Annotated in this window: 20 protein-coding genes; 12 read left to right on the top strand and 8 right to left on the bottom strand. The window is 57.0% G+C overall.

All coding sequences use genetic code 11. From position 1 onward, the window contains the following. Positions 1-56 precede the first annotated feature (56 nt). The gene (locus ACWKXN_RS04155) at positions 57-1,037 is read left to right on the top strand and encodes an NAD(P)H-dependent flavin oxidoreductase (protein WP_454543348.1); all 981 of its coding nucleotides are present in this window, start codon (positions 57-59) and stop codon (positions 1,035-1,037) included. A 39-nt stretch (positions 1,038-1,076) separates the two neighbouring features. Here the strand turns inward: ACWKXN_RS04155 and ACWKXN_RS04150 are convergent, their stop codons facing one another. Continuing rightward, entirely contained in the window at positions 1,077-2,132 is a 1,056-nt protein-coding gene (locus tag ACWKXN_RS04150; protein ID WP_454543347.1) for an SDR family oxidoreductase, read from the bottom strand. A 97-nt stretch (positions 2,133-2,229) separates the two neighbouring features. Between ACWKXN_RS04150 and ACWKXN_RS04145 the strand changes: the two genes are divergently transcribed. Beyond that, entirely contained in the window at positions 2,230-3,117 is an 888-nt protein-coding gene (locus ACWKXN_RS04145; protein ID WP_454543346.1) for a LysR family transcriptional regulator, read from the top strand. 83 nt (positions 3,118-3,200) lie between these two features. Beyond that, complete coding sequence (locus ACWKXN_RS04140) at positions 3,201-3,470, top strand: hypothetical protein (protein ID WP_058840731.1); 270 nt, start codon at positions 3,201-3,203, stop codon at positions 3,468-3,470. 12 nt (positions 3,471-3,482) lie between these two features. Here ACWKXN_RS04140 and umuC read toward each other — a convergent pair whose 3' ends face one another. Together umuC and umuD are read right to left on the bottom strand one after the other, a co-directional pair. Beyond that, the gene (gene umuC, locus ACWKXN_RS04135; RefSeq protein WP_214578850.1) at positions 3,483-4,745 is read right to left on the bottom strand and encodes a translesion error-prone DNA polymerase V subunit UmuC; all 1,263 of its coding nucleotides are present in this window, start codon (positions 4,743-4,745) and stop codon (positions 3,483-3,485) included. Continuing rightward, positions 4,729-5,163 carry a translesion error-prone DNA polymerase V autoproteolytic subunit gene (gene umuD / locus ACWKXN_RS04130; RefSeq protein WP_039262711.1) on the bottom strand — a complete coding sequence of 145 codons (435 nt, stop codon included), beginning with the start codon at positions 5,161-5,163 and terminating at the stop codon, positions 4,729-4,731. Before umuD ends, umuC begins: the two co-directional genes overlap by 17 nt. A gap of 287 nt (positions 5,164-5,450) precedes the next feature. On the opposite strand from umuD, the gene ACWKXN_RS04125 reads away from it, so the two are divergent. After that, entirely contained in the window at positions 5,451-5,651 is a 201-nt protein-coding gene (locus tag ACWKXN_RS04125; RefSeq protein ID WP_454543345.1) for a hypothetical protein, read from the top strand. Between the two features lie 45 nt (positions 5,652-5,696). Here ACWKXN_RS04125 and ACWKXN_RS04120 read toward each other — a convergent pair whose 3' ends face one another. Further along, positions 5,697-6,563, bottom strand: a complete 867-nt coding sequence (locus ACWKXN_RS04120) for an aldo/keto reductase family oxidoreductase (RefSeq protein ID WP_048976938.1) — start codon at positions 6,561-6,563, stop codon at positions 5,697-5,699. A gap of 144 nt (positions 6,564-6,707) precedes the next feature. Here ACWKXN_RS04120 and tcp point away from each other — a divergent pair, with 144 nt between their 5' ends. Then, the gene (gene tcp / locus ACWKXN_RS04115; protein ID WP_182071215.1) at positions 6,708-8,369 is read left to right on the top strand and encodes a methyl-accepting chemotaxis citrate transducer; all 1,662 of its coding nucleotides are present in this window, start codon (positions 6,708-6,710) and stop codon (positions 8,367-8,369) included. A 27-nt stretch (positions 8,370-8,396) separates the two neighbouring features. Here the strand turns inward: tcp and smrA are convergent, their stop codons facing one another. Further along, complete coding sequence (gene smrA, locus ACWKXN_RS04110; RefSeq protein ID WP_047061681.1) at positions 8,397-8,960, bottom strand: DNA endonuclease SmrA; 564 nt, start codon at positions 8,958-8,960, stop codon at positions 8,397-8,399. Positions 8,961-9,314: 354 nt separating this feature from the next. Beyond that, positions 9,315-10,226, bottom strand: coding sequence for a LysR family transcriptional regulator (locus tag ACWKXN_RS04105; protein ID WP_454543344.1), 912 nt, complete (start codon positions 10,224-10,226; stop codon positions 9,315-9,317). 175 nt (positions 10,227-10,401) lie between these two features. Between ACWKXN_RS04105 and ACWKXN_RS04100 the strand changes: the two genes are divergently transcribed. From ACWKXN_RS04100 to uspE, 7 genes are all read left to right on the top strand, one after another. Further along, entirely contained in the window at positions 10,402-11,712 is a 1,311-nt protein-coding gene (locus ACWKXN_RS04100) for a M20 family metallo-hydrolase (RefSeq protein WP_454543343.1), read from the top strand. Continuing rightward, complete coding sequence (locus ACWKXN_RS04095; protein ID WP_454543342.1) at positions 11,712-13,157, top strand: M20 family metallopeptidase; 1,446 nt, start codon at positions 11,712-11,714, stop codon at positions 13,155-13,157. Before ACWKXN_RS04100 ends, ACWKXN_RS04095 begins: the two co-directional genes overlap by 1 nt. Before the next feature lie 41 nt (positions 13,158-13,198). Beyond that, positions 13,199-14,725, top strand: a complete 1,527-nt coding sequence (gene abgT / locus ACWKXN_RS04090; RefSeq protein WP_048980415.1) for a p-aminobenzoyl-glutamate transporter — start codon at positions 13,199-13,201, stop codon at positions 14,723-14,725. 10 nt (positions 14,726-14,735) lie between these two features. Further along, complete coding sequence (ogt, locus tag ACWKXN_RS04085) at positions 14,736-15,251, top strand: methylated-DNA--[protein]-cysteine S-methyltransferase (RefSeq protein ID WP_039262722.1); 516 nt, start codon at positions 14,736-14,738, stop codon at positions 15,249-15,251. Between the two features lie 183 nt (positions 15,252-15,434). Further along, positions 15,435-16,187, top strand: coding sequence for a fumarate/nitrate reduction transcriptional regulator Fnr (fnr, locus tag ACWKXN_RS04080; RefSeq protein ID WP_006174991.1), 753 nt, complete (start codon positions 15,435-15,437; stop codon positions 16,185-16,187). Positions 16,188-16,332: 145 nt separating this feature from the next. After that, a complete protein-coding gene (locus ACWKXN_RS04075; protein WP_014883604.1) occupies positions 16,333-16,515 on the top strand; it encodes a hypothetical protein in 183 nt (60 codons plus the stop codon). A gap of 109 nt (positions 16,516-16,624) precedes the next feature. Continuing rightward, positions 16,625-17,575, top strand: a complete 951-nt coding sequence (gene uspE / locus ACWKXN_RS04070) for a universal stress protein UspE (RefSeq protein WP_023335478.1) — start codon at positions 16,625-16,627, stop codon at positions 17,573-17,575. A 120-nt stretch (positions 17,576-17,695) separates the two neighbouring features. On the opposite strand, the gene pntB is transcribed toward uspE, so the two are convergent. After that, the gene (gene pntB, locus ACWKXN_RS04065; protein WP_024909329.1) at positions 17,696-19,084 is read right to left on the bottom strand and encodes a Re/Si-specific NAD(P)(+) transhydrogenase subunit beta; all 1,389 of its coding nucleotides are present in this window, start codon (positions 19,082-19,084) and stop codon (positions 17,696-17,698) included. A 10-nt stretch (positions 19,085-19,094) separates the two neighbouring features. Further along, entirely contained in the window at positions 19,095-20,624 is a 1,530-nt protein-coding gene (gene pntA / locus ACWKXN_RS04060; protein ID WP_023311474.1) for a Re/Si-specific NAD(P)(+) transhydrogenase subunit alpha, read from the bottom strand. Positions 20,625-20,682: the final 58 nt, after the last annotated feature.

The raw sequence follows: 20,682 nt of genomic DNA, 5'->3' as shown, positions 1-20,682 counted from the left end.
CCTAACAATCCTCCGCCCTACACTCTTCCCCATTCAAACGTGAGGGAGAGTCTGCTATGAAAAATAACCGTATTTGTCAGATCCTGGGCATCGAAAAACCTGTTATTCAGGGGCCGTTATCCTGGCTCACCGATGCCCGCTTGGTCGCAGCGGTCAGCAATGCCGGAGGGCTCGGCGTGCTGGGGCCCAATGCCGGTTTAACCGCCGACACCGCGGTCTCCACGCCGGAAGAAACCGCCGAAAAAATGCGCGAAGAAATTCGTAAAACCAAACGGCTGACCGAGAAACCCTTTGGCGTGAACCTGATCCCCACGGCCGTTAATGACGTCTGGACTGGGCCTATTCTTCAGGTGGTGAAAGACGAAGGCGTCAGGGCCGTGGTGTATACGGGCTACGGGGAAGGCAGCATTATTCCCTCCCTGTTCAGCGAGTTAAAAGAGGCGGGTATCGCCATTATCTACCGCGACATCAACCCAACGCCTGAGAACACCCGCCTCGCAGAAGAAATGGGGGCTGACATTATCGTCGCCACCGGTTTTGATGAGGGCGGGACGTTACCCGCTACGGTGCTTGGCACCTTTTCCATCGTGCCGCTGATTGCCGATGCCGTGAAGCACATCCCGGTGATGGCCGCGGGCGGCATTACCGACAATCGCTCCGCCAGAGCGGCCCATGCATTGGGTGCGGAAGGCGTGTTTGCCGGGTCGGTCTTTATCAGCACGGAAGAAAGCCGCGTGCCGCAGGGGGTCAAAGAGAAAATCGTTGCCGCCAACGGTCTCGATTTGCTGCTTTTCCGCACCGTGCCCCATTACTACCGCGCTCTTCCCGGCAAGCTGGCGGAAAAACTGGCGGCGATGGATAAAGCTGGCGCAAGCAACGACGCGCTGGGCAAGGCGATGGGAGGATTACGGGGCCTGCGCCTGGGCATGCTGGAAGATAATACCGATGAAGGCTATATCGCGCTCGGCACGGGGATTGGGAACATCCGCAGCGTGAAAAGCGTGGCCGAGGTTGTGAATGCGTTAACGGTTGAGTAAGCACCCGGCGTCCTGGCCTGCCCCAGGACGCCCGGCTCATCAGGGAATAATCCGCGCGGCTCTCATCTGCGCGAACAGGCTGAAAAACATCTCATCGGTCGCCTGCATTTGCGTAAAGCCCGCCCTGCGCAGTTTGCTCCCGTCACCAAACATGTCGTAATTCCAGCCAAAGACAAAATCGGCAAAATGCCCGTCGCTCAGCTGCAAAATATCCGCTTCTGCCAGCCGTTCTTCGGCAAGCTCGCGCCATACGCCGCGATAGTCGTTAAACAGCTGATGAAATGACAGACTCACCGGCGGCGCAGAGTCCAGTTCAAACCAGCGTGCGATGCGCGGCCACAGCTCGCTCCAGCGCCAGATATCGCCATTGTTCACGTTGAAGGCCTGATTCTGTGCCGCAGGTGACGCGGCGGCCCACACCGTGGCCTCGGCCAGCAGCCCGGCGTCGGTATGGTCGACGATGCTGTGCCAGGCCTGTTCCGAACCGGGGAAGCGCAGCGGTAAACCCTGCGCCCTGCACAGGGAGGCGTACAGGGCGATGCTCAGCGCAAGGTTCATGGCATTGCCCGGTACCGGGCTCCCCACCACGCCCGGCCTGATGGCATTCCAGTGCCAGTTTTTCCCCCGCTGAAACTGGCTGAGCCACGCGAGCTGCGCGGCGTTAAATTCGGCACCCGGCACGCCGGGATCGCTTTCCCGCGCCGGGGTTTTAAACGGCCCCAGATGCGCACCATAGACTTTGTACCCCTGCATCAGGCTGACCGTCTGCAAAGGTGCCGTTTTTTCGAGGGTACTGACCAGATTGCGCAGCATGGTGACGTTCGGCTCAACCATGTCCGTCCAGTTCGCCGCGTTCGCCCAGGCGCTGTAAAAGATGTGGGTAACACCGTTCAGGGCGTGCAGCGCCCTTGCGGTGTCCTGCGCATCCAGTAAATCGACGTTCACCATGGGAATGCCGTCCGGATGGGTTACCTCGCGGCGACTGAGGCCGATCACTTCCCACTGATGGTGCAGGAGCGTGTTGACCAGCTGTCTGCCGACAATGCCGCTGGCCCCCGCGACCAGGGCGACGTTGTGTTGCTGCATCTTATTCATGGTGTTTCTCCGCAAAGGGTGACAGACGCAGTGTGATCTATTATTTTTTCTGGAGATACCCCCTGAAACCGATGGCACTTATAAGCAGAATCATTAAATGAATAACAAGCTCACCGCCATTTCTACCTTTCTACGCGTCGCTGAAGCGGGCTCGTTTTCGGCGGCCGCCCGTCAGACCGGGATTAAGCAGTCCGCCGTCAGTCAACAGATCGCGGCACTTGAGGATGAGCTTGGCGTGGTGCTGCTGCACCGTACGACGCGTACGATGAAGCTGACCGAACAGGGTGAACGTTACCGGCGTGATATGCAGCTTGTGCTGGACGCCATGGGGGAAGCGGAAAGGCGTTTACATCCTGCCGACCATCGCGTTCAGGGACGCGTCCATGTCCAGTTGCCGAGCGGCCTGGGGCAGATCGTTTTGCCGCATCTGCTGGCGCTGCAGCGCCTGCATCCCGAACTGCAGCTGATGCTTTCCCTGGATGACCGCCTTGCCGATCTGGTAACGGAGGGCGTGGATGTCGCGATACGGCTGAGCAGTGAGCCTCCGCAAGCGCACGCGGCTCGCGTGCTGGCGCGTATTGAAGCCGCGCTGTTTGCCGCTCCCGGTTTTCAGGCGGTACACGCCGTCAGCGAGCTGACCACGCTGCCACACGTACGGTTCAGCGGTGTTCCGCTGGATGCCCCTCTGCGCCTGATTTCCGACGAGGAAACGGTCGAGATCAACGTGAATACCGTTTTCCGTGCCAACACCAGCGACGCGCTGCTGCAGGCGCTGGAATCCGGCATGGGTATCGGCGGCATGCAGCGACCGCTCGTGGCCAGGGCGCTGCAGGCGGGCACGCTGGTACCGGTGCTGCCCGACTGGCGGTTACCCGATCGCTTCCTCTATGCCGTCTATCCTGACGCCCGCTTTATTCCGCAGCGCGTCAGAAAGGTCGTCAGCGTGATCGAGCAGTTACTGCCTGAAATAATAAAGAAAAATTGATTGTTTCCGCCGTAAATGACGTGCATTTTTTAACCGTCAGGAATAGAGTGTTTTTACCGTATCCTCCTCTTTCTGGAGCACTTATGCCGGATTACTGTTTTTTCCAAAAAGGCCCGAACCTCATTGCGATCGAGAGCGCAAACACCGATGCGGCCGCTCAGCTCATCGCTCAGGGGTTTGAAAAACAGTTTGAGGAGATTGGCGCCGCGGATGAAAAAGAGGCGCTTACTCGGCTTGCCGATATCCGTAAAAATAACGAGATCGATCGCCATAACTTTCTGGCCGGTGCGGGCCAAATGCCGTGGATTGGCGTGCTGACGGCTGCGGCAACCTGGTTGACGCAAAAGAAATAACGCAACGATCGTCTACCTCGCCACCGGCAAATCGGCGTACCGCGTCGTATAGGCCGGTGACAGCATCTCACGCTTCATCGCCCAGGATTTCTCAATACCCTGCCCGGCAAACCATATCTTCCCTTTGCCGGAATGATTCAGGCTGTCCATCATCTCCATCAGCGCCGCGCTGTTGGCGCGCAGGCGATTATCGTCAAACAAATTAAGCTGGGCGACGCCGCTGCTGAAAAAGTCCGCCAGCATGACCCCGGCTTTCATATAGCGATATCCGTCAAGCCATATACGCCCCAGCGCCTCCGTGGCGGCGCGGATGATATCGCGCGAGTCATTGGTAGGCGTCATCAGGGTGACAGAAGCCTGATTGCCGTAATAAATTTCGTTGTCCGCGTGCGGGCTGGTGCGCACAAACACGCTGATAAAGCGACAGTATTGATGCTCGCCGCGCAGTTTTTCCGCAGCGCGTTCCGCGTAGGCGCAAATGGCCTGGTGCATCTCCTCGTACTGCGTAATACGGTGTCCAAACGAACGGCTACAGATGATTTGCTGCTTGGTGGGGGTGAACTCCTCCAGATCAAGACAGGGCTCACCGCGCAGCTCGCGGGCCGTCCGCTCCAGTACCACGTTGAAATGTTTGCGAATGACCCAGGACGACGCTTCCGCCAGCTCCAGCGCCGTGGTGATCCCCATAGCATTGAGCTTTTTCGTGATGCGCCGCCCTACTCCCCACACCTCCTCTACCGGAACCTTTGCCAGCAGCTTACGCTGCCGCTCGCGGCCTGAGAGATCGACCACGCCGCCTGTGCTGGCCCAGCGTTTCGCCGCATAGTTGGCCAGCTTCGCCAGCGTTTTGGTCGGGGCAATACCGACGCCAACGGTTAGGCCCGTATTTTTAAAGACCTGCGTGCGCATCTGGTGACCGAACGCTTCCAGCGACAGGCAGTGGCTGACCCCTGAAACGTTCACGAACGCCTCATCGATGGAGTAAATCTCTATTGCCGGGGCGAGATCGGTCAGCGTTTGCATTACCCGACTGCTGAGATCGGCATACAGCGCATAGTTCGAGCTAAAGACGTAAACTTTTGACGGATATAGCTTTTCTTTGAATTTAAAATACGGCTCACCCATTTTTATGCCGAACTGCTTTGCCTCCCGCGACAGCGAAATGATGCAGCCGTCGTTATTGGACACCACCACGATGGGTTTCCCCTGCAGATCGGGGCGGAATACCCGCTCGCAGGAGGCGTAAAAGCTATTCACATCAACCAGCGCGAACATGTTTATGCGTTTTGAGGGTGTGGGTGACGACGCCGAAGATCTGCAGCTCCTCTTCGGACTGAAAGGTAATCGGCTGATAGCGGGCATTATGCGGCAGAAGTCTCAGAACCGGACGGGTCTGTAGCTCTTTCACCGTAAACTCACCGGCGACCGACGCCACGACGATATCCCCGTGTTCGGCATTTAACGAACGATCGACCACCAGCAGATCGCCGTCGCCGATCCCCGCCCCAATCATGGAGTCTCCACTCACCTTGATAAAATAGGTCGCACTGGGGTGTCTTACTGCCAGCCGGTTAAGATCGAGACGATCCTCCACATAATCCTGCGCCGGGCTGGGAAAACCACAGGCCACGCGTTCTAAAAACAAAGGTAATTCAATGGCTTGTTTTGGGTGATAAGAAAAGAGAGTGTCCATAATGCCTTTCTCGCCAGATACTGTATATAAATACAGTATTACGGATTATGGACAAGGATCAAGGTCATTTCCAAAGGCGAACCCAAACGCGTTGAAGTTTGAGCGGTTTTAATTTAGCAACGTTGCCCGCCGTTAACAGGCCTGACAGCACAAGTCATATAAAAGTCATCTAGATTATGACTTATAAAAAATAAAATCACTATTAAATAACTACACATTGACTTTTAATTCAGATAAAAGCATATTTTACCGAACGAATTAACAAGACTTACTGGAGAATATTTTCCATGCCAGCCCGTGACTATCCAGACAAGCGTGTTGCACGCGGTCTGGCAAAGGAGGCCGATCTCAGGATGTTGAGCGCCCGCATCGATTCCGTTCTGATGGAGTACATCAGAACCACCGCCTTTGAGACGCGTAAGAGCAAGCAGGAGATTGTGGCGGAAGCGTTAGCGCTTCACAGGCAGAAAAGTCAGACAGGAGCCTAAGCGCGCAAAGCCGGAAGCACCCTCCAGGCTTTGCGCGTGTCACTTTTAATCCCTCAGCGAATTCAGCGTTTCCAGTGCTTCAGGCGGCAAACGCAGCTCCCCCGCCGCGAGGTTTTGCCGCAGATGCGCTACGGAAGAGGTGCCTGGGATCAGCAGAATATTCGGGGAACGCTGCAGCAGCCATGCCAGCGCAACCTGCATTGGCGTTGCGCCCAGTGAATCCGCGACGGCCTTCAGCCCGGAAGATTGCAGTGGCGTAAAGCCTCCCAATGGGAAGAACGGCACATACGCGATCCCCTGCTGCGCCAGCAGATCCACCAGCGCGTCGTCACCCCGGTTCACAATGTTGTACATGTTCTGCACGCACACCACCGGAACCATTTTCTGGGCTTCCGCAACCTGGGTGGCCGTGACGTTGCTCAGGCCAATATGACGCACCAGACCCTGCTGCTGTAATTCGGCCAGGGTGGAGAGCGGTTCAGCAATTGACCCTTCCGCCGGCCCGTGCGCGCTAAACATGATTCTGAGATTCACCACGTCCAGCACGTCCAGCTGCAGATTACGCAGGTTGTCATGCACCGCCTGGGTCAGTTCCTGCGCGGAAAAGGCCGGCAGCCAGGCACCTTTGTCGTTGCGACGGGCGCCAATCTTGGTGACGAGCGTTAGATCGTCCCGATAAGGGTGAAGCGCCTCGCGGATCAGCTGGTTAGTGACATGAGGACCATAAAAATCACTGGTATCAATGTGGTTCACCCCCGCCGCCACCGCTTCGCGCAGCACGTCCAGCGCGGCCTGCTTATCCTTCGGTGGACCAAAGACGCCCGGCCCGGCGAGCTGCATCGCACCGTAGCCCAGTCGTTTTACCGTCCGCGTCCCGAGCGCGTACGTCCCGCTTTTATCAATGCTGCTCATGTTAACCTTCCTCATAAAAATGATCCGGATTTACAACAGGTTCCTCACCGGAGCCCTTAGTTAAGCGCGAGTTAAATTAAAGTTTAAATTCTATACGACGATAGTATTGGTGTACCTCTGCATCCTTTCTAACGGACGACCGCTATGCTGAAAAATTTGCACGTGATTACCGGTATTATCTTTGCCCTCACCATATTCTGTCTGTTGCAAGTTGTCACGGGAGGGTTGTTCTACTCTGCCGTCAGCAACGATCGCCATAACTTCCAGAATTCCGGCGTGCTCAATGCCCAGCAGGAAAGCCTGAGCGACAGCGTGAACACGCTGGTGAAAACGCGCGTCACCGTCACCCGCGTGGCGATCCGCTACCTGAAAAACCAGCGCGACCCGGCTTCCCTTGCGGCGATCAATAAACTGCTTGGCACCGCAGCCGACTCGCTGGCAAAAGCCGAAGCCTATAACAAAGAGTGGCAGAAGCTGCCGCAGGTTAACGGCCAGGAGGCGGCATTAACCGACGAGATGCAGAAGTCCTGGAACCAGATGCACGAAGTGATGCGCTTATCGATTGAGTATCTGCGTGCCGACAACTACCAGGCCTATGGCGATCTGGATGCCCAGCAGGCGCAGGACGAGATGGAAGCGGTCTATAACCGCTGGCGCGCCGAAAACAACACCCTGCTGAAGGCCGCAACCGAAGAGAACCAGAGCAGCTTCACGCAGATGCAGTGGACGCTGGCAACGATTCTGCTGGCCGTTATCGCGGTTCTGGTGGTCATTTGGCAGGGTTTACAGCACCTGCTGTTAAAACCCCTCCACTCCATTATGAACCATATTCGCGCCATTGCAGGGGGCGACCTGACGCAGGAGATCGCTATCTCCGGTCGCAATGAGATGGGCCAGCTGGCCGCGGGCCTGCATGAGATGCAGCAGTCGCTGGTGACCACCGTCAGCGCCGTACGGGGAAGTACGGATTCCATCTACACCGGCGCAGGCGAAATTGCCGCAGGAAGCAACGATCTTTCCGCCCGCACCGAGCAGCAGGCCGCCTCGCTCGAAGAGACCGCCGCCAGCATGGAAGAGCTGACCGCGACGGTTAAGCAGAACTCCGATAACGCCCGTCAGGCCACGCTGCTGGCGAAAAACGCCTCTGAAACGGCCGCGCGCGGCGGTCATGTCGTGGATAACGTGGTTCGCACCATGAACGAAATCGCCGACAGTTCGCAGCAAATTGCGCATATTACCGGCGTGATCGACAGCATCGCGTTCCAGACCAACATTCTGGCGCTTAACGCCGCGGTGGAAGCGGCACGCGCCGGGGAACAGGGCCGTGGTTTTGCGGTTGTTGCAGGTGAAGTCCGTACGCTGGCGAGCCGCAGCGCGCAGGCGGCGAAAGAGATCAAAGGGCTTATCGAGAACTCCGTCAGCCGGGTGAATACCGGTTCTGAGCAGGTCAGCGAGGCTGGCACCACCATGAAGGAAATTGTCGCCGCAGTCACCCGCGTGACCGATATCATGGGTGAGATTTCATCTGCCTCTGACGAGCAGAGCCGCGGTATTGAGCAGGTGAGCCTGGCCGTTTCGCAGATGGACAGCGTGACGCAGCAAAACGCCGCGCTGGTACAGGAGTCCGCCACGGCGGCTGCGGCACTGGAAGATCAGTCCGAGCAGCTGCGCCAGGCGGTAGCCGCGTTTCGTCTGAACGGCAAAGAAAAAGCGGTCGCCCCACGCCCCGCCAGTCTGAAAACGCCACAGCTGCTGCGCCCGGCAACGACAACCGCCTCCACCGACAGCAACTGGGAAACGTTCTGAGTCTCAGGCGGGCGAGAAGATCGCCCGCTAGCGGCTGCGCTTGGCGTGCCGCTCCCAGTTATCCCGTTTTGCCTCATCTGATTTTCGCAGTGAAACATAACATGCCCCGCTGCCGCCGTGATGCGGCAGCGCCACGCAGAAGGCCTGCACTTCCTCGAACTCGGTTAACCAGCGCGCCAGATAGCTGCGCACCACGTTGGGATGCGAGTTCTGCTCGCGCCCTTTCCCGTGAATGATAATCAGATTGCGTAACCCGTCGCGTCCGGCCTGGCGAATAAAAGAATAGAGCATCTGACGGCAGCGTTCGGCGGGCTGACGCAGGAGGTTTAAGCTGGCCTGGCGGGCATATTTCCCCGAGCGCAGCTTATCGATAACGCCCTGCTGTACCCCTTCACGCTGGAACGCCAGCGGTTCTTCCAGGGGAAGCATGTCAAGAAAATCCAGCGTCAGGAAGTTATCCAGCTGTTCGCTATCCACCTCCTCGCGCGTCCGCGTATTGCGGCTGGGCTGCCAGTGAATATCCGCGCAGCGCTTCAGGGGCTGGACATCTTCCATGGCGTCAAGAAAAAATGATTTGTCGTCAGGGTTCATGGACATCCTCCGGCTGCATCTGAGGACTGTACTATACCTGCGCCAGAGACCGGCCTCAATCACCGTTACGGGGCAATGCGCGGCAATAATATTAACCTGATGAATATATATAGTAATTATTAAATAGATTTAAATAAGACTTAACTAAAATTTCAGCAAAGGTAAAATACGTGATTTATGTTAAAATTTCGTGAAACCAATCACTCGCCAGCCTTTCATTTTTCGGGAAAGGTGTTATACCTAAATATACCTGCCTCATGGAAATAATACCCAGGATTGGCGAAAGGACGCACTGCTGTGTGTACTATAGGGTCTGTCTGATGTCGGGCAGATCCTGTTTTTTTAATCTGCATTTCACGCGACGATTATTTTTCTCGCTTCCCTTCTGAACTGCGTAATTAATGACTCAGCAAGGGGCGTCTGACGTGAATCACGGCGCTGAATTAAATAATATGTTGCTTTAGGAAGCGATTCGATAACCGGCAGCATGACCAGACGGTGCGCCAGCAGCGGGTCACAGCCCAGCTCCTGCGGCAATATGCTTAAAAAATCACTTTGCGCGACCAGGCTAATACAGGAAGAAAATGTTTCGCAAACCACACCAATTCGCGGTATTTGCGAACGATCGCTAAATACCTCTTCTAATTGCTTATAATAACTTCCCCGCGGCGTCGGCATTGTCCAGTTATAATGCAGGAGTTCATTAATTGACGTTACCCCCATTGCCGGATGCCCCTCCCGACAAAATACCGCAAACGGTTTTTCGAAGAGCTTTTCAAACGTAAATTCCTGGTCGTAAGGCCCCTGATAATAGGTGTTGATGGTGAAGTCCAGTTCGCCCTGGCGTAATTCATTGATCATCGACACCAGCTGCCCTTCCATAATCCTCACCTTGACCTGCGGATGCTGCGCATGAAAGCGGGTGATAACGGCGGGCATCAGCGTGCGTGAAACGCTGGCCCCCATCCCGATGTTGATCTGCCCGGCCAGCTCCCCCTGCCGCTGACGGATATCATCCTGCGCCGCGCGCAGCTCTTCCAGAATCAACCTGGCGCGCTGGTAAAAGCCCTCACCGCATTCGGTCAACGCGACGCCCTTACTCCTGCGCACGAAAAGCTGCGCCGCCATGCCCTCCTCCAGCTCTTTGATGGATTTGGTCAGCGCCGGCTGGGAAAGATTCAGCGTCCTGCTGGCACCGCGAATGCTGCCCTGACGCGCAACCTCAACAAACGCCCGGATTTGATGAAATTTAATCTGGAATGTCATAGCCCGACCGATAACCGTTGTTTATCAGAGTAAAGAAACTGTCATCTACTTTAATGGAAAGGGATGTGCGAGGGTAATTCCTGAACGGTTAAAACTGTGAAAAATCGGTTAGTGATAAGTAAAAACTATCACAGCGTGAAGCAGTTCACATATTTTAATGATGACAGGAACAGATATGGACACACTGGCGCAGTACATCCAGACACTATCCCCGCAGCTGAGCGCATGGCGTCGCGATTTTCACCATTTCGCGGAATCCGGCTGGGTAGAGTTTCGAACGGCCGCGAAAGTCGCGGAAATCCTCGACTCGCTGGGCTACGAACTGGCGATGGGCCGCGACGTCGTCGATGCCGAAAGCCGGATGGGGCTGCCCGATGCCGCTACCCTGGCGCAGGAGTTTGCCCGCGCGCGGGCGCAGGGCGCGCCTGAGAAATGGCTGGCGCCGTTTGAAGGCGGGTTTACCGGCATGGTGGCGACCCTCAATACCGGCCGCCCTGGACCGACCCTGGCGTTTCGCGTCGACATGGATGCCCTTGACTTAAGCGAAGCGCTGGATGAAAGCCATCGCCCGTTCCGCGACGGGTTTGCCTCCTGCAACGCGGGCATGATGCACGCCTGCGCGCACGACGGCCACACCGCTATTGGTCTGGGGCTGGCGCAGGTGCTTAAGCAGAATGACGCACAGCTCAACGGCACCATCAAGCTGATCTTCCAGCCAGCCGAAGAAGGCACTCGCGGGGCGCGCGCCATGGTTGCCGCCGGGGCGCTGGACGACGTGGACTATTTTACGGCCATCCATATTGGTACCGGCGTCCCTGCCGGAACGGTGATTTGCGGCAGCGATAACTTTATGGCCACCACCAAGTTCGACGTGAACTTTACCGGCGTTGCCGCACACGCGGGCGGTAAGCCGGAGGACGGACGTAACGCCCTGCTCGCCGCCGCGCAGGCCGCCCTCGCCCTGCACAGCATCGCCCCGCACAGCGACGGCGCCTCCCGGGTGAACGTCGGGGTGATGCAGGCGGGCAGCGGACGCAACGTAGTGCCCGCCAATGCCCTGATAAAGGTTGAAACCCGCGGTGAAAGCGAAGCGATTAATCAGTACGTCTTTGAGCGCGCGCAGGCGGTCATTACCGGCGCAGCGGCGCTCTACGGCGTGCGCGCCGAAATGCGCCTGATGGGTGCCGCGACGTCCAGCGCGCCGACACCGGCGTGGGTGGATTACCTGCGCGAACAGGCGAGCCAGGTTTCCGGGGTTATTCACGCCATCGACAAGGTGAAAGCGCCAGCGGGTTCCGAAGACGCCACGCTGATGATGGCCCGCGTGCAGCAGAACGGCGGCATGGCGTCCTATATGGTGTTCGGCACGGATTTGAGCGCCGGACATCACAACGAAAAATTCGACTTCGATGAGCAGGTCATGGCCATTGCCATTGAAACGCTGGCGCGAACTGCGCTCAATTTCCCGTGGACGCGAGGTGTGTAATGCAGGAGAACTACGCTTTTATTGCCGATGCGATCGACATGCGATGTCGGACGTTAACCGATATTGCCGATGCGATCTGGGATCGTCCTGAAACCCGCTTTGAAGAGTTCTGGTCCGCCGAGCGGCTCGCCAGCGAGCTTGAGGCCGAGGGCTTCACGCTGACGCGCGAGGCCGGCGGTATTCCAAATGCCTTTATCGCCAGCTTCGGCAGCGGGAAACCGGTCATCGCCCTGCTGGGCGAATACGACGCGCTGGCCGGGCTAAGCCAGCAGGCGCACTGCGCGACGGCGCAATCCGACACGCCGGGAGCCAACGGCCACGGCTGCGGGCATAACCTCTTAGGCACCGCGGCGCTTGCGGGCGCGGTGGCGGTGAAAAGCTGGCTGGAGCAGCACGGCGGCAGCGGAACGGTGCGTTTTTATGGCTGTCCCGGCGAGGAAGGTGGCTCCGGGAAAACCTTTATGGTGCGCGAAGGCCTGTTTGATGACGTCGATGCCGCCGTCACCTGGCACCCGGAAGCCTTCGCCGGGATGTTTAACGTCAGCACGCTGGCGAATATTCAGGCCGCCTGGCGTTTTCACGGCGTGGCGGCACACGCGGCCAACTCCCCCCATCTGGGACGCAGCGCGCTCGACGCCGTGACGCTGATGACCACCGGCACCAACTTCCTTAACGAACACATCATTGAGAAAGCGCGCGTCCATTACGCCATCACCGACACCGGCGGGATTTCGCCCAACGTGGTGCAGGCGCAGGCTGAGGTGCTGTACCTGATCCGCGCCCCGGAGATGGCCGATGCGCAGCAGATCTACGAACGCATCGAGAAAATCGCCCAGGGCGCAGCGATGATGACCGAAACCACCGTCGAGTGCCGCTTTGATAAAGCCTGCTCCAGCTACCTGCCGAACCGCACGCTTGAAGCGGCGATGTATCGCGCGTTGCAGCACTACGGCACGCCGCTCTGGACGGAGGAAGAACGCGCCTTTGCCCGCGAGATCCGCGCCACCCTGACGCCCAACGATCTGCAAAACAGCCTGAAAAATATTGCCGCGACGGGCGGTGACGCGGGTAAAGCCTTTGCCCGGCGTCATCAGGAGACGCAGCTGGTGGATGAAGTCGCGCCCTATGCCATCACCGACAATGTGCTGGCGGGTTCAACCGACGTGGGCGACGTCAGCTGGAAAATGCCGGTCGCCCAGTGCTTCAGCCCCTGCTTTACCGTCGGCACGCCGCTGCACACCTGGCAACTGGTAGCGCAGGGGCGTACCTCCATTGCCCACAAAGGCATGCTGCTGGCCGGAAAAGTGATGGGCGCAACCGCGCTCAATCTGCTGCAGGACGCGGCGCTGCTGAAAAAATGCCGTGAAGAGTTCGAACAACAAATACAAGAAAAACCGTACGTGTGTCCGATCCCACAGGGCGTGACACCGTCACCTTTAAAATAAAAAAACACAACACAACAACACAACACTCCCGAGGAACGCCCATGAGTATGTCATCCATACCTTCGCATTCCCCATCCGGTAAGCTCTATGGCTGGGTTGAAAGGATCGGCAATAAAGTGCCGCACCCTTTCCTGCTGTTTATCTATCTGATTGTGATTTTAATGGTCGCCACCGCCGTGCTCTCCGCCTTTGACGTGAGCGTGCGCAGCCCGGCCGACGGCAGCCTGGTGGCGGTGAAAAACCTGCTCAGCGTTGACGGGCTGCACTGGTTTTTACCCAACGTCATCAAAAACTTCAGCGGCTTCGCCCCGCTGGGCGCCATTCTGGCGCTGGTGCTGGGCGCCGGACTGGCTGAACGCGTGGGCTTGCTGCCCGCATTAATGGTGAAGATGGCTTCTCACGTCAGCGCGCGTTACGCCAGCTATATGGTGCTGTTTATCGCCTTCTTCAGCCATATCTCCTCAGACGCCGCGCTGGTGATCATGCCGCCGATGGGCGCGCTGATTTTCCTCGCCGTCGGGCGTCATCCCGTGGCGGGCCTGCTGTCGGCGATTGCGGGCGTGGGCTGCGGATTTACCGCTAACCTGCTGATCGTCACCACCGACGTGCTGCTCTCTGGCATCAGCACGGAGGCGGCGAAGACCATTGATACGGCAATGCACGTCAGCGTGATCGACAACTGGTACTTTATGGCGAGCTCAGTGATTGTCCTGACGATTGTCGGCGGGCTGATTACCGATAAAATCATCGAGCCGCGGCTGGGTAAATGGGAAGGCCGTAGCGATGAAAAGCTGGAAACCCTGAGCAAGGAGCAGCGCTTCGGCCTGCGCGTGGCGGGCGTTGTCTCGCTGGCCTTTATCGCGCTGGTGGCGCTGATGGTGGTGCCGGAAAACGGCATCTTGCGCGATCCGGTTAAACATACCGTCCTGCCGTCGCCGTTTATTCAGGGCATCGTGCCGCTGATTATCCTCTTCTTCTTTGTCGTTTCGCTCGCCTACGGTATCGCGACCGGTAAGATCCGCCGTCAGGGCGATCTGCCGCAGCTGATGATCGAGCCGATGAAAGAGATGGCGGGATTTATCGTGATGGTGTTCCCGCTGGCGCAGTTTGTGGCGATGTTTAACTGGAGCAACATGGGCAAGTTTATGGCCGTGGGCCTGACCGACGCGCTGGAGGCTGCCGGGCTAAGCGGCGTACCGGCGTTTGTCGGCCTGGCGCTGCTGTCATCCCTGCTGTGCATGTTTATCGCCAGCGGCTCCGCCATCTGGTCGATTCTGGCCCCGATCTTCGTACCGATGTTTATGATGCTGGGTTTTCATCCTGCGTTTGCCCAGATCCTGTTCCGCATCGCGGACTCCTCGGTGATTCCGCTGGCGCCGGTTTCGCCGTTTGTTCCGCTGTTTTTAGGCTTCCTGCAGCGCTATAAACCCGAGGCCAAACTGGGTACCTACTATTCGCTGGTTTTACCCTACCCGCTTATCTTTTTAGGGGTATGGCTGGTGATGCTGGTGGCATGGTATCTTGTCGGCCTGCCGATTGGGCCGGGGATTTACCCGAGGCTGAACTAAAGGAATGAGGATGCTGAGATTACTCGAAGATAAGATTGCGACGCCGCTCGGGCCGCTATGGGTGATCGCGGACGAGCAGTTCTGCCTGCGCGCCGTCGAATGGGAAGAGCACAGCGACCGGATGGAAGAACTGCTCAATGTTCACTACCGCTCGCAGGGGTATGAACGTATCCGCGCCACCAACCCGGGCGGGCTGAGCGACAAGCTTGCGGCCTACTTCGAAGGCGATCTCAGCATCATTGATACTCTGCCAACCGCCACGGCAGGCACCCCTTTTCAGCGCGAAGTGTGGCAGGCGCTGCGGTCCATTCCCTGCGGGCAGGTGATGCATTACGGCCAGCTCGCGGAACAGCTAGGCCGCGCAGGCGCCGCACGCGCGGTGGGTGCCGCCAACGGCTCTAACCCGGTCAGCATCGTGGTGCCGTGCCATCGCGTCATTGGCCGCAACGGTACCATGACAGGCTATGCCGGCGGCGTGCAGCGAAAAGAGTGGTTGCTGCGTCACGAAGGGTATCTCCTGCTCTAGCTCCCAGGCTTTTTGTGCTTAATTTTCTACCGGTTAGGCTAAAAATCCATAATCAAGCTGTGGAATTTCAAGAAGATGGCGGCACGTTGCCGTCTCTTGTCCTTATTGAGGGTTTGTCAGGCTTACGTACTTACCAAAAAGATGTTAAAATTGACCAATATCAATTAAGGCTTGAGCAAACCTATGATCCCGGAAAAGCGAATTATACGACGCATTCAGTCTGGCGGTTGTGCTATCCATTGCCAGGATTGCAGCATCAGCCAGCTCTGTATCCCGTTTACCCTGAATGAGCATGAACTCGATCAGCTTGATAATATCATCGAGCGCAAAAAGCCTATTCAGAAAGGGCAGACGCTGTTTAAAGCGGGAGACGAACTGAAATCGCTCTATGCTATCCGTTCTGGCACCATCAAGAGCTACACCATCACCGAACAGGGTGATGAGCAGATCACCGGCTTCCATCTGGCGGGCGACCTGGTGGGCTTTGATGCCATCGGCACGGGCCATCATCCGAGCTTTGCTCAGGCACTCGAAACCTCAATGGTTTGCGAAATCCCGTTTGAAACCCTGGACGATCTGTCCGGTAAGATGCCTAACCTGCGTCAGCAGATGATGCGTCTGATGAGCGGTGAGATCAAAGGCGATCAGGACATGATTCTGCTGCTTTCTAAAAAGAACGCAGAAGAGCGCCTGGCCGCGTTTATCTACAACCTCTCCCGCCGCTTCGCCGAGCGTGGCTTCTCGCCGCGTGAATTCCGTCTGACGATGACGCGTGGCGATATCGGCAACTACCTGGGTCTGACCGTGGAAACCATCAGCCGTCTGCTGGGCCGTTTCCAGAAAAGCGGGATGCTGGCCGTTAAAGGTAAATACATCACTATCGAAAACGGTGAAGCGCTTGCCGTTCTTGCCGGGCACGCCCGCAACGTGGCGTAACTCTCCGCATGTTGATGACCAGACCATAAATTCTTGTGATTTATTGGTCTGGTATAATCACTTCCGTTTCAAGAAATTTTCACCGTAGCACGTCCCCACACAGCGCCCGAAAGGTTCTCGTTGAGGTTATGAATTGAGAGAAAGTTTGTTTTTCGTTTCAGTCGTGATTGCCTCTGTGACCTTTATCTTCATCTGGATCATGCTTGTCGGTCCGATGAAGGGGGAAGAAAAAACCTACGTCCAGGATTCCACGACCTTTGCGATAGCGGTGATGGTGCTGTTGTTTATTGCGTTTATCGCGGTGACGACGACGGTACTTTTCCTCTGATAAATTTTCATGAATTATTGATCTGGCAAAACCTCCCCTCTGTTTCATTCAGGATATATAGGTTACTCTTTTAATTACAGACTGTGGTGACAGTAGTAAGGAGACCTGTATGGCCAAGTATCAAAACATGCTGGTAGCTATCGATCCGAATCAGGACGATCAGCCGGCATTACGACGTGCTGTGTATTTACATCAACGGATTGGTGGCAAAATCAAAGCGTTTTTGCCGATCTATGACTTCTCGTATGAGATGACCACCCTTCTGTCGCCTGACGAGCGCACCGCTATGCGTCAGGGCGTCATCAGCCAGCGTACCGCGTGGATCCGTGAACAGGCGAAGTATTACCTGGAAGCGGGCGTGCCCATTGATATTAAAGTGGTCTGGCATAACCGACCTTTCGAAGCCATCATCCAGGAAATTGTCGCCGGTGGGCACGACCTGCTGCTGAAGATGGCGCACCAGCACGACAAGCTGGAATCCGTGATCTTCACTCCGACCGACTGGCACTTGCTGCGCAAATGCCCTTGCCCGGTCTGGATGGTGAAAGACCAGCCGTGGCCTGAAGGCGGGAAAGCCGTTGTGGCGGTAAACCTCGCGAGCGAAGAGGATTACCACAATTCGCTGAACGAGAAGCTGGTGAAGGAGACCATCCAGCTTGCTGACCAGGTGAATCATACCGAAGTGCATCTGGTGGGCGCCTATCCGGTCACCCCGATTAACATTGCCATTGAGCTGCCTGAATTTGACCCGAGCGTGTACAACGACGCGATCCGCGGTCAGCATCTGCTGGCCATGAAAGCGCTGCGCCAGAAATTCAGCATCGATGAGAAAATGACTCACGTGGAAAAAGGGCTGCCTGAAGAGGTGATTCCGGACCTGGCGGAACACCTGCAGGCGGGGATTGTGGTGCTGGGCACCATTGGCCGAACCGGTATTTCTGCCGCCTTCCTCGGCAATACCGCCGAACAGGTGATCGACCATCTGCGCTGCGACCTGCTGGTCATTAAGCCGGATGAGTATCAGACGCCGGTTGAGCTGGACGATCCGGAAGACGATTAACGCCTGACGCCCGGCGGCGCAGGCTTGCCGGCCCTACAAAACCGTAGGCCGGGTAAGCGTCAGCGCCACCCGGCAATAAAAAAACCGCCGAATTCGGCGGTTTTTTCGTTTCAACGCAACTTACAGTGATTTCAGAATCGCATCCACGCTGGCTTTAGCATCGCCGAACAGCATGTGGGTGTTCTCTTTGAAGAACAGCGGGTTCTGAACCCCGGCATAGCCGGTATTCATGGAGCGTTTGAAGACGATCACGTTCTGCGCCTTCCACACTTCCAGAACAGGCATACCGGCGATTGGGCTACCCGGGTCGTCCTGTGCAGCAGGGTTAACGGTGTCGTTAGCACCAATGACCAGCACGGTGTCGGTGTCGGCGAAATCATCATTGATCTCATCCATTTCCAGCACGATGTCGTAAGGCACTTTCGCTTCCGCCAGCAGCACGTTCATATGGCCAGGCAGACGCCCTGCCACCGGGTGAATACCAAAGCGAACCTTGATGCCCCGCGCGCGCAGCTTCTCGGTGATTTCCGCAACCGGATACTGCGCCTGCGCCACCGCCATGCCGTAGCCCGGAGTGATGATCACGGAGTGCGAGTTTTTCAGCATGTCTGCGGTATCTTCCGCAGAAATTTCACGGTGCTCCCCCACTTCTTCATCCGCACTGGAAGAAGAACCATCGGTCCCGAAACCACCGGCGATGACGCTGATGAACGAGCGGTTCATCGCCTTACACATGATGTAAGACAGGATCGCACCGGAAGAACCCACCAGCGCACCGGTGACGATCAGCAGGTCGTTGCTCAGCATAAAGCCTGCCGCCGCTGCCGCCCAACCGGAGTAGGAGTTCAGCATCGAGACAACCACCGGCATATCCGCACCGCCGATGGACGCCACAAGGTGCCAGCCGAACGCCAGCGCGATGATGGTCATTACCAGCAACGCCAGTACCTGCAGGCCGACGCTTTCGGTACGCACGAAGACCACCAGCAGTACAAACGACACCACCAGCGCCGCCAGATTCAGCTTATGACGGTTTGGCAGCATCAGCGGTTTAGAGGAGATCTTCCCGCGCAGCTTGCCGAACGCCACAATAGAGCCGGTGAAGGTCACCGCACCGATGAAGATACCGAGGAACACTTCCGTCAGGTGGATGTTCACCAGAATCGGTTCCAGGCCCGGTTCGTGATACAGGTAGCTGTTGAAGCCCACCAGCACCGCCGCCAGACCCACGAAGCTGTGCAGAATGGCAACCAGCTCCGGCATCTCGGTCATTTCAACGCGTTTTGCCAGGCGAATACCAATCGCGCCGCCGATGATCATCGCTACCAGGATCCACGCCACGTTGCCGGTATCCGGCCCGAAGATGGTGGCAATCAGCGCAATCGCCATCCCGGCGATACCAAAGTTATTCCCCTGCTGAGACGTTTCGTGTTTGGAAAGCCCCGCCAGACTGAAAATAAACAGGATTGCAGCAACAATGTATGCAGCTGTCACTAATCCTCCAGACATATGCTACCCCTTAGCCTTTACGAAACATTTTCAGCATGCGCTGAGTCACGGTGAAACCACCGAAAATATTGATACTGGCGATCAGCACCGCGATAAAGCTCAGGAAGCTGATCCAGCCGCCGTGACCAATCTGCAGTAACGCCCCCACCACGATGATCCCGGAGATGGCGTTGGTTACCGACATCAGCGGCGTATGCAGCGCATGGGAGACGTTCCACACCACGTAGTAGCCCACGACGCAGGAGAGCGCGAAGACGGTAAAGTGGCCGAGAAACTCTTTTGGCGCAACGTCAGCCAGCCAGCCGAACAGAATAATCACCAGCGCCATGATCGCGTATTTGCGCCATGGAGAAGCGGGTTTGGCGGGTTCTTTTGGCTCAGGTGCCGCTTTCGTTGCCGCCTGAGGCTGAGCAGAAACCTGAATAGGCGGCGCAGGCCAGGTAATTTCACCTTCACGGACCACCGTGACGCCGCGCACCACCACATCGTCGAAATCAACCGTGACGTTGCCGTCTTTCTCTTTGCAAAGCAGCTTCAGCAGGTTAACGAGGTTAGTGCCGTAGAGCTGAGAAGACTGCGTTGGCAGACGGCCCGGCAGATCGGTATAGCCGATCACCTTCACGCCGTTAGCGGTCGTGGTTACCTGATTTGGAACGGTATATTCACAGTTACCGCCGTTTTGGGCGGCCAGGTCGACAATCACGCTGCCCGGCTTCATGGAGTCAACCATCTCACGGGTGATCAGCTTCGGCGCCGGTTTACCCGGGATAAGCGCAGTGGTGACAATAATGTCGACATCTTTCGCCTGAGCGGCGAAGAGTTCCATTTCGGCTTTGATAAAGGCTTCGGACATTACCTTCGCGTAACCATCGCCGCTGCCTGCTTCTTCCTTGAAGTCCAGTTCAAGGAATTCGGCGCCCATACTCTGGACCTGTTCTTTTACTTCAGGACGGGTGTCAAAGGCGCGTACGATAGCGCCCAGGCTGTTTGCCGCACCGATTGCGGCAAGGCCCGCCACGCCTGCGCCAATCACCATCACTTTCGCCGGAGGGACTTTACCCGCGGCGGTGATTTGACCGGTAAAGAAGCGACCAAACTCGTGGGCTGCTTCAACAATGGCGCGGTAGCCGGCAATGTTTGCCATGGAGCTTAAGGCATCCAGCGACTGCGCGCGCGAAATGCGCGGCACGGAGTCCATTGCCATCACGGTCACGCCGCGGGCCGCCAGCTTCTCCATCAGCTCCGGGTTTTGCGCAGGCCAGATGAAGCTCACCAGGGTCGTTCCCGGATTCAGCAGCGCAATCTCACTCTCTTCCGGTGCGTTGACCTTCAGAATCACCGGCGACTGCCAGACGTCAGCACCGTCGACCACTTCCGCGCCAGCCTGGATAAAGGCCTCGTCATCGAAACTCGCCAGTTTGCCCGCGCCGCTTTCAACCGCGACCGTAAAACCCAGTTTAAGCAGTTGCTCCACCGTTTTCGGTGTTGCCGCTACGCGGGTCTCATTGGCTAACCGTTCTTTTGGTACCCCAATACGCATAGTTTTCCCTTCCATCGGTTTTTGATGATGGTTTATCGATAAATGCCCGCGGTTTGTA

The organism is Enterobacter sp. UPMP2060 (assembly GCF_053709655.1).
The sequence above is the reverse complement of the archived record's forward strand: the minus strand, read 5'-3'. Positions and strand labels throughout refer to the sequence as shown.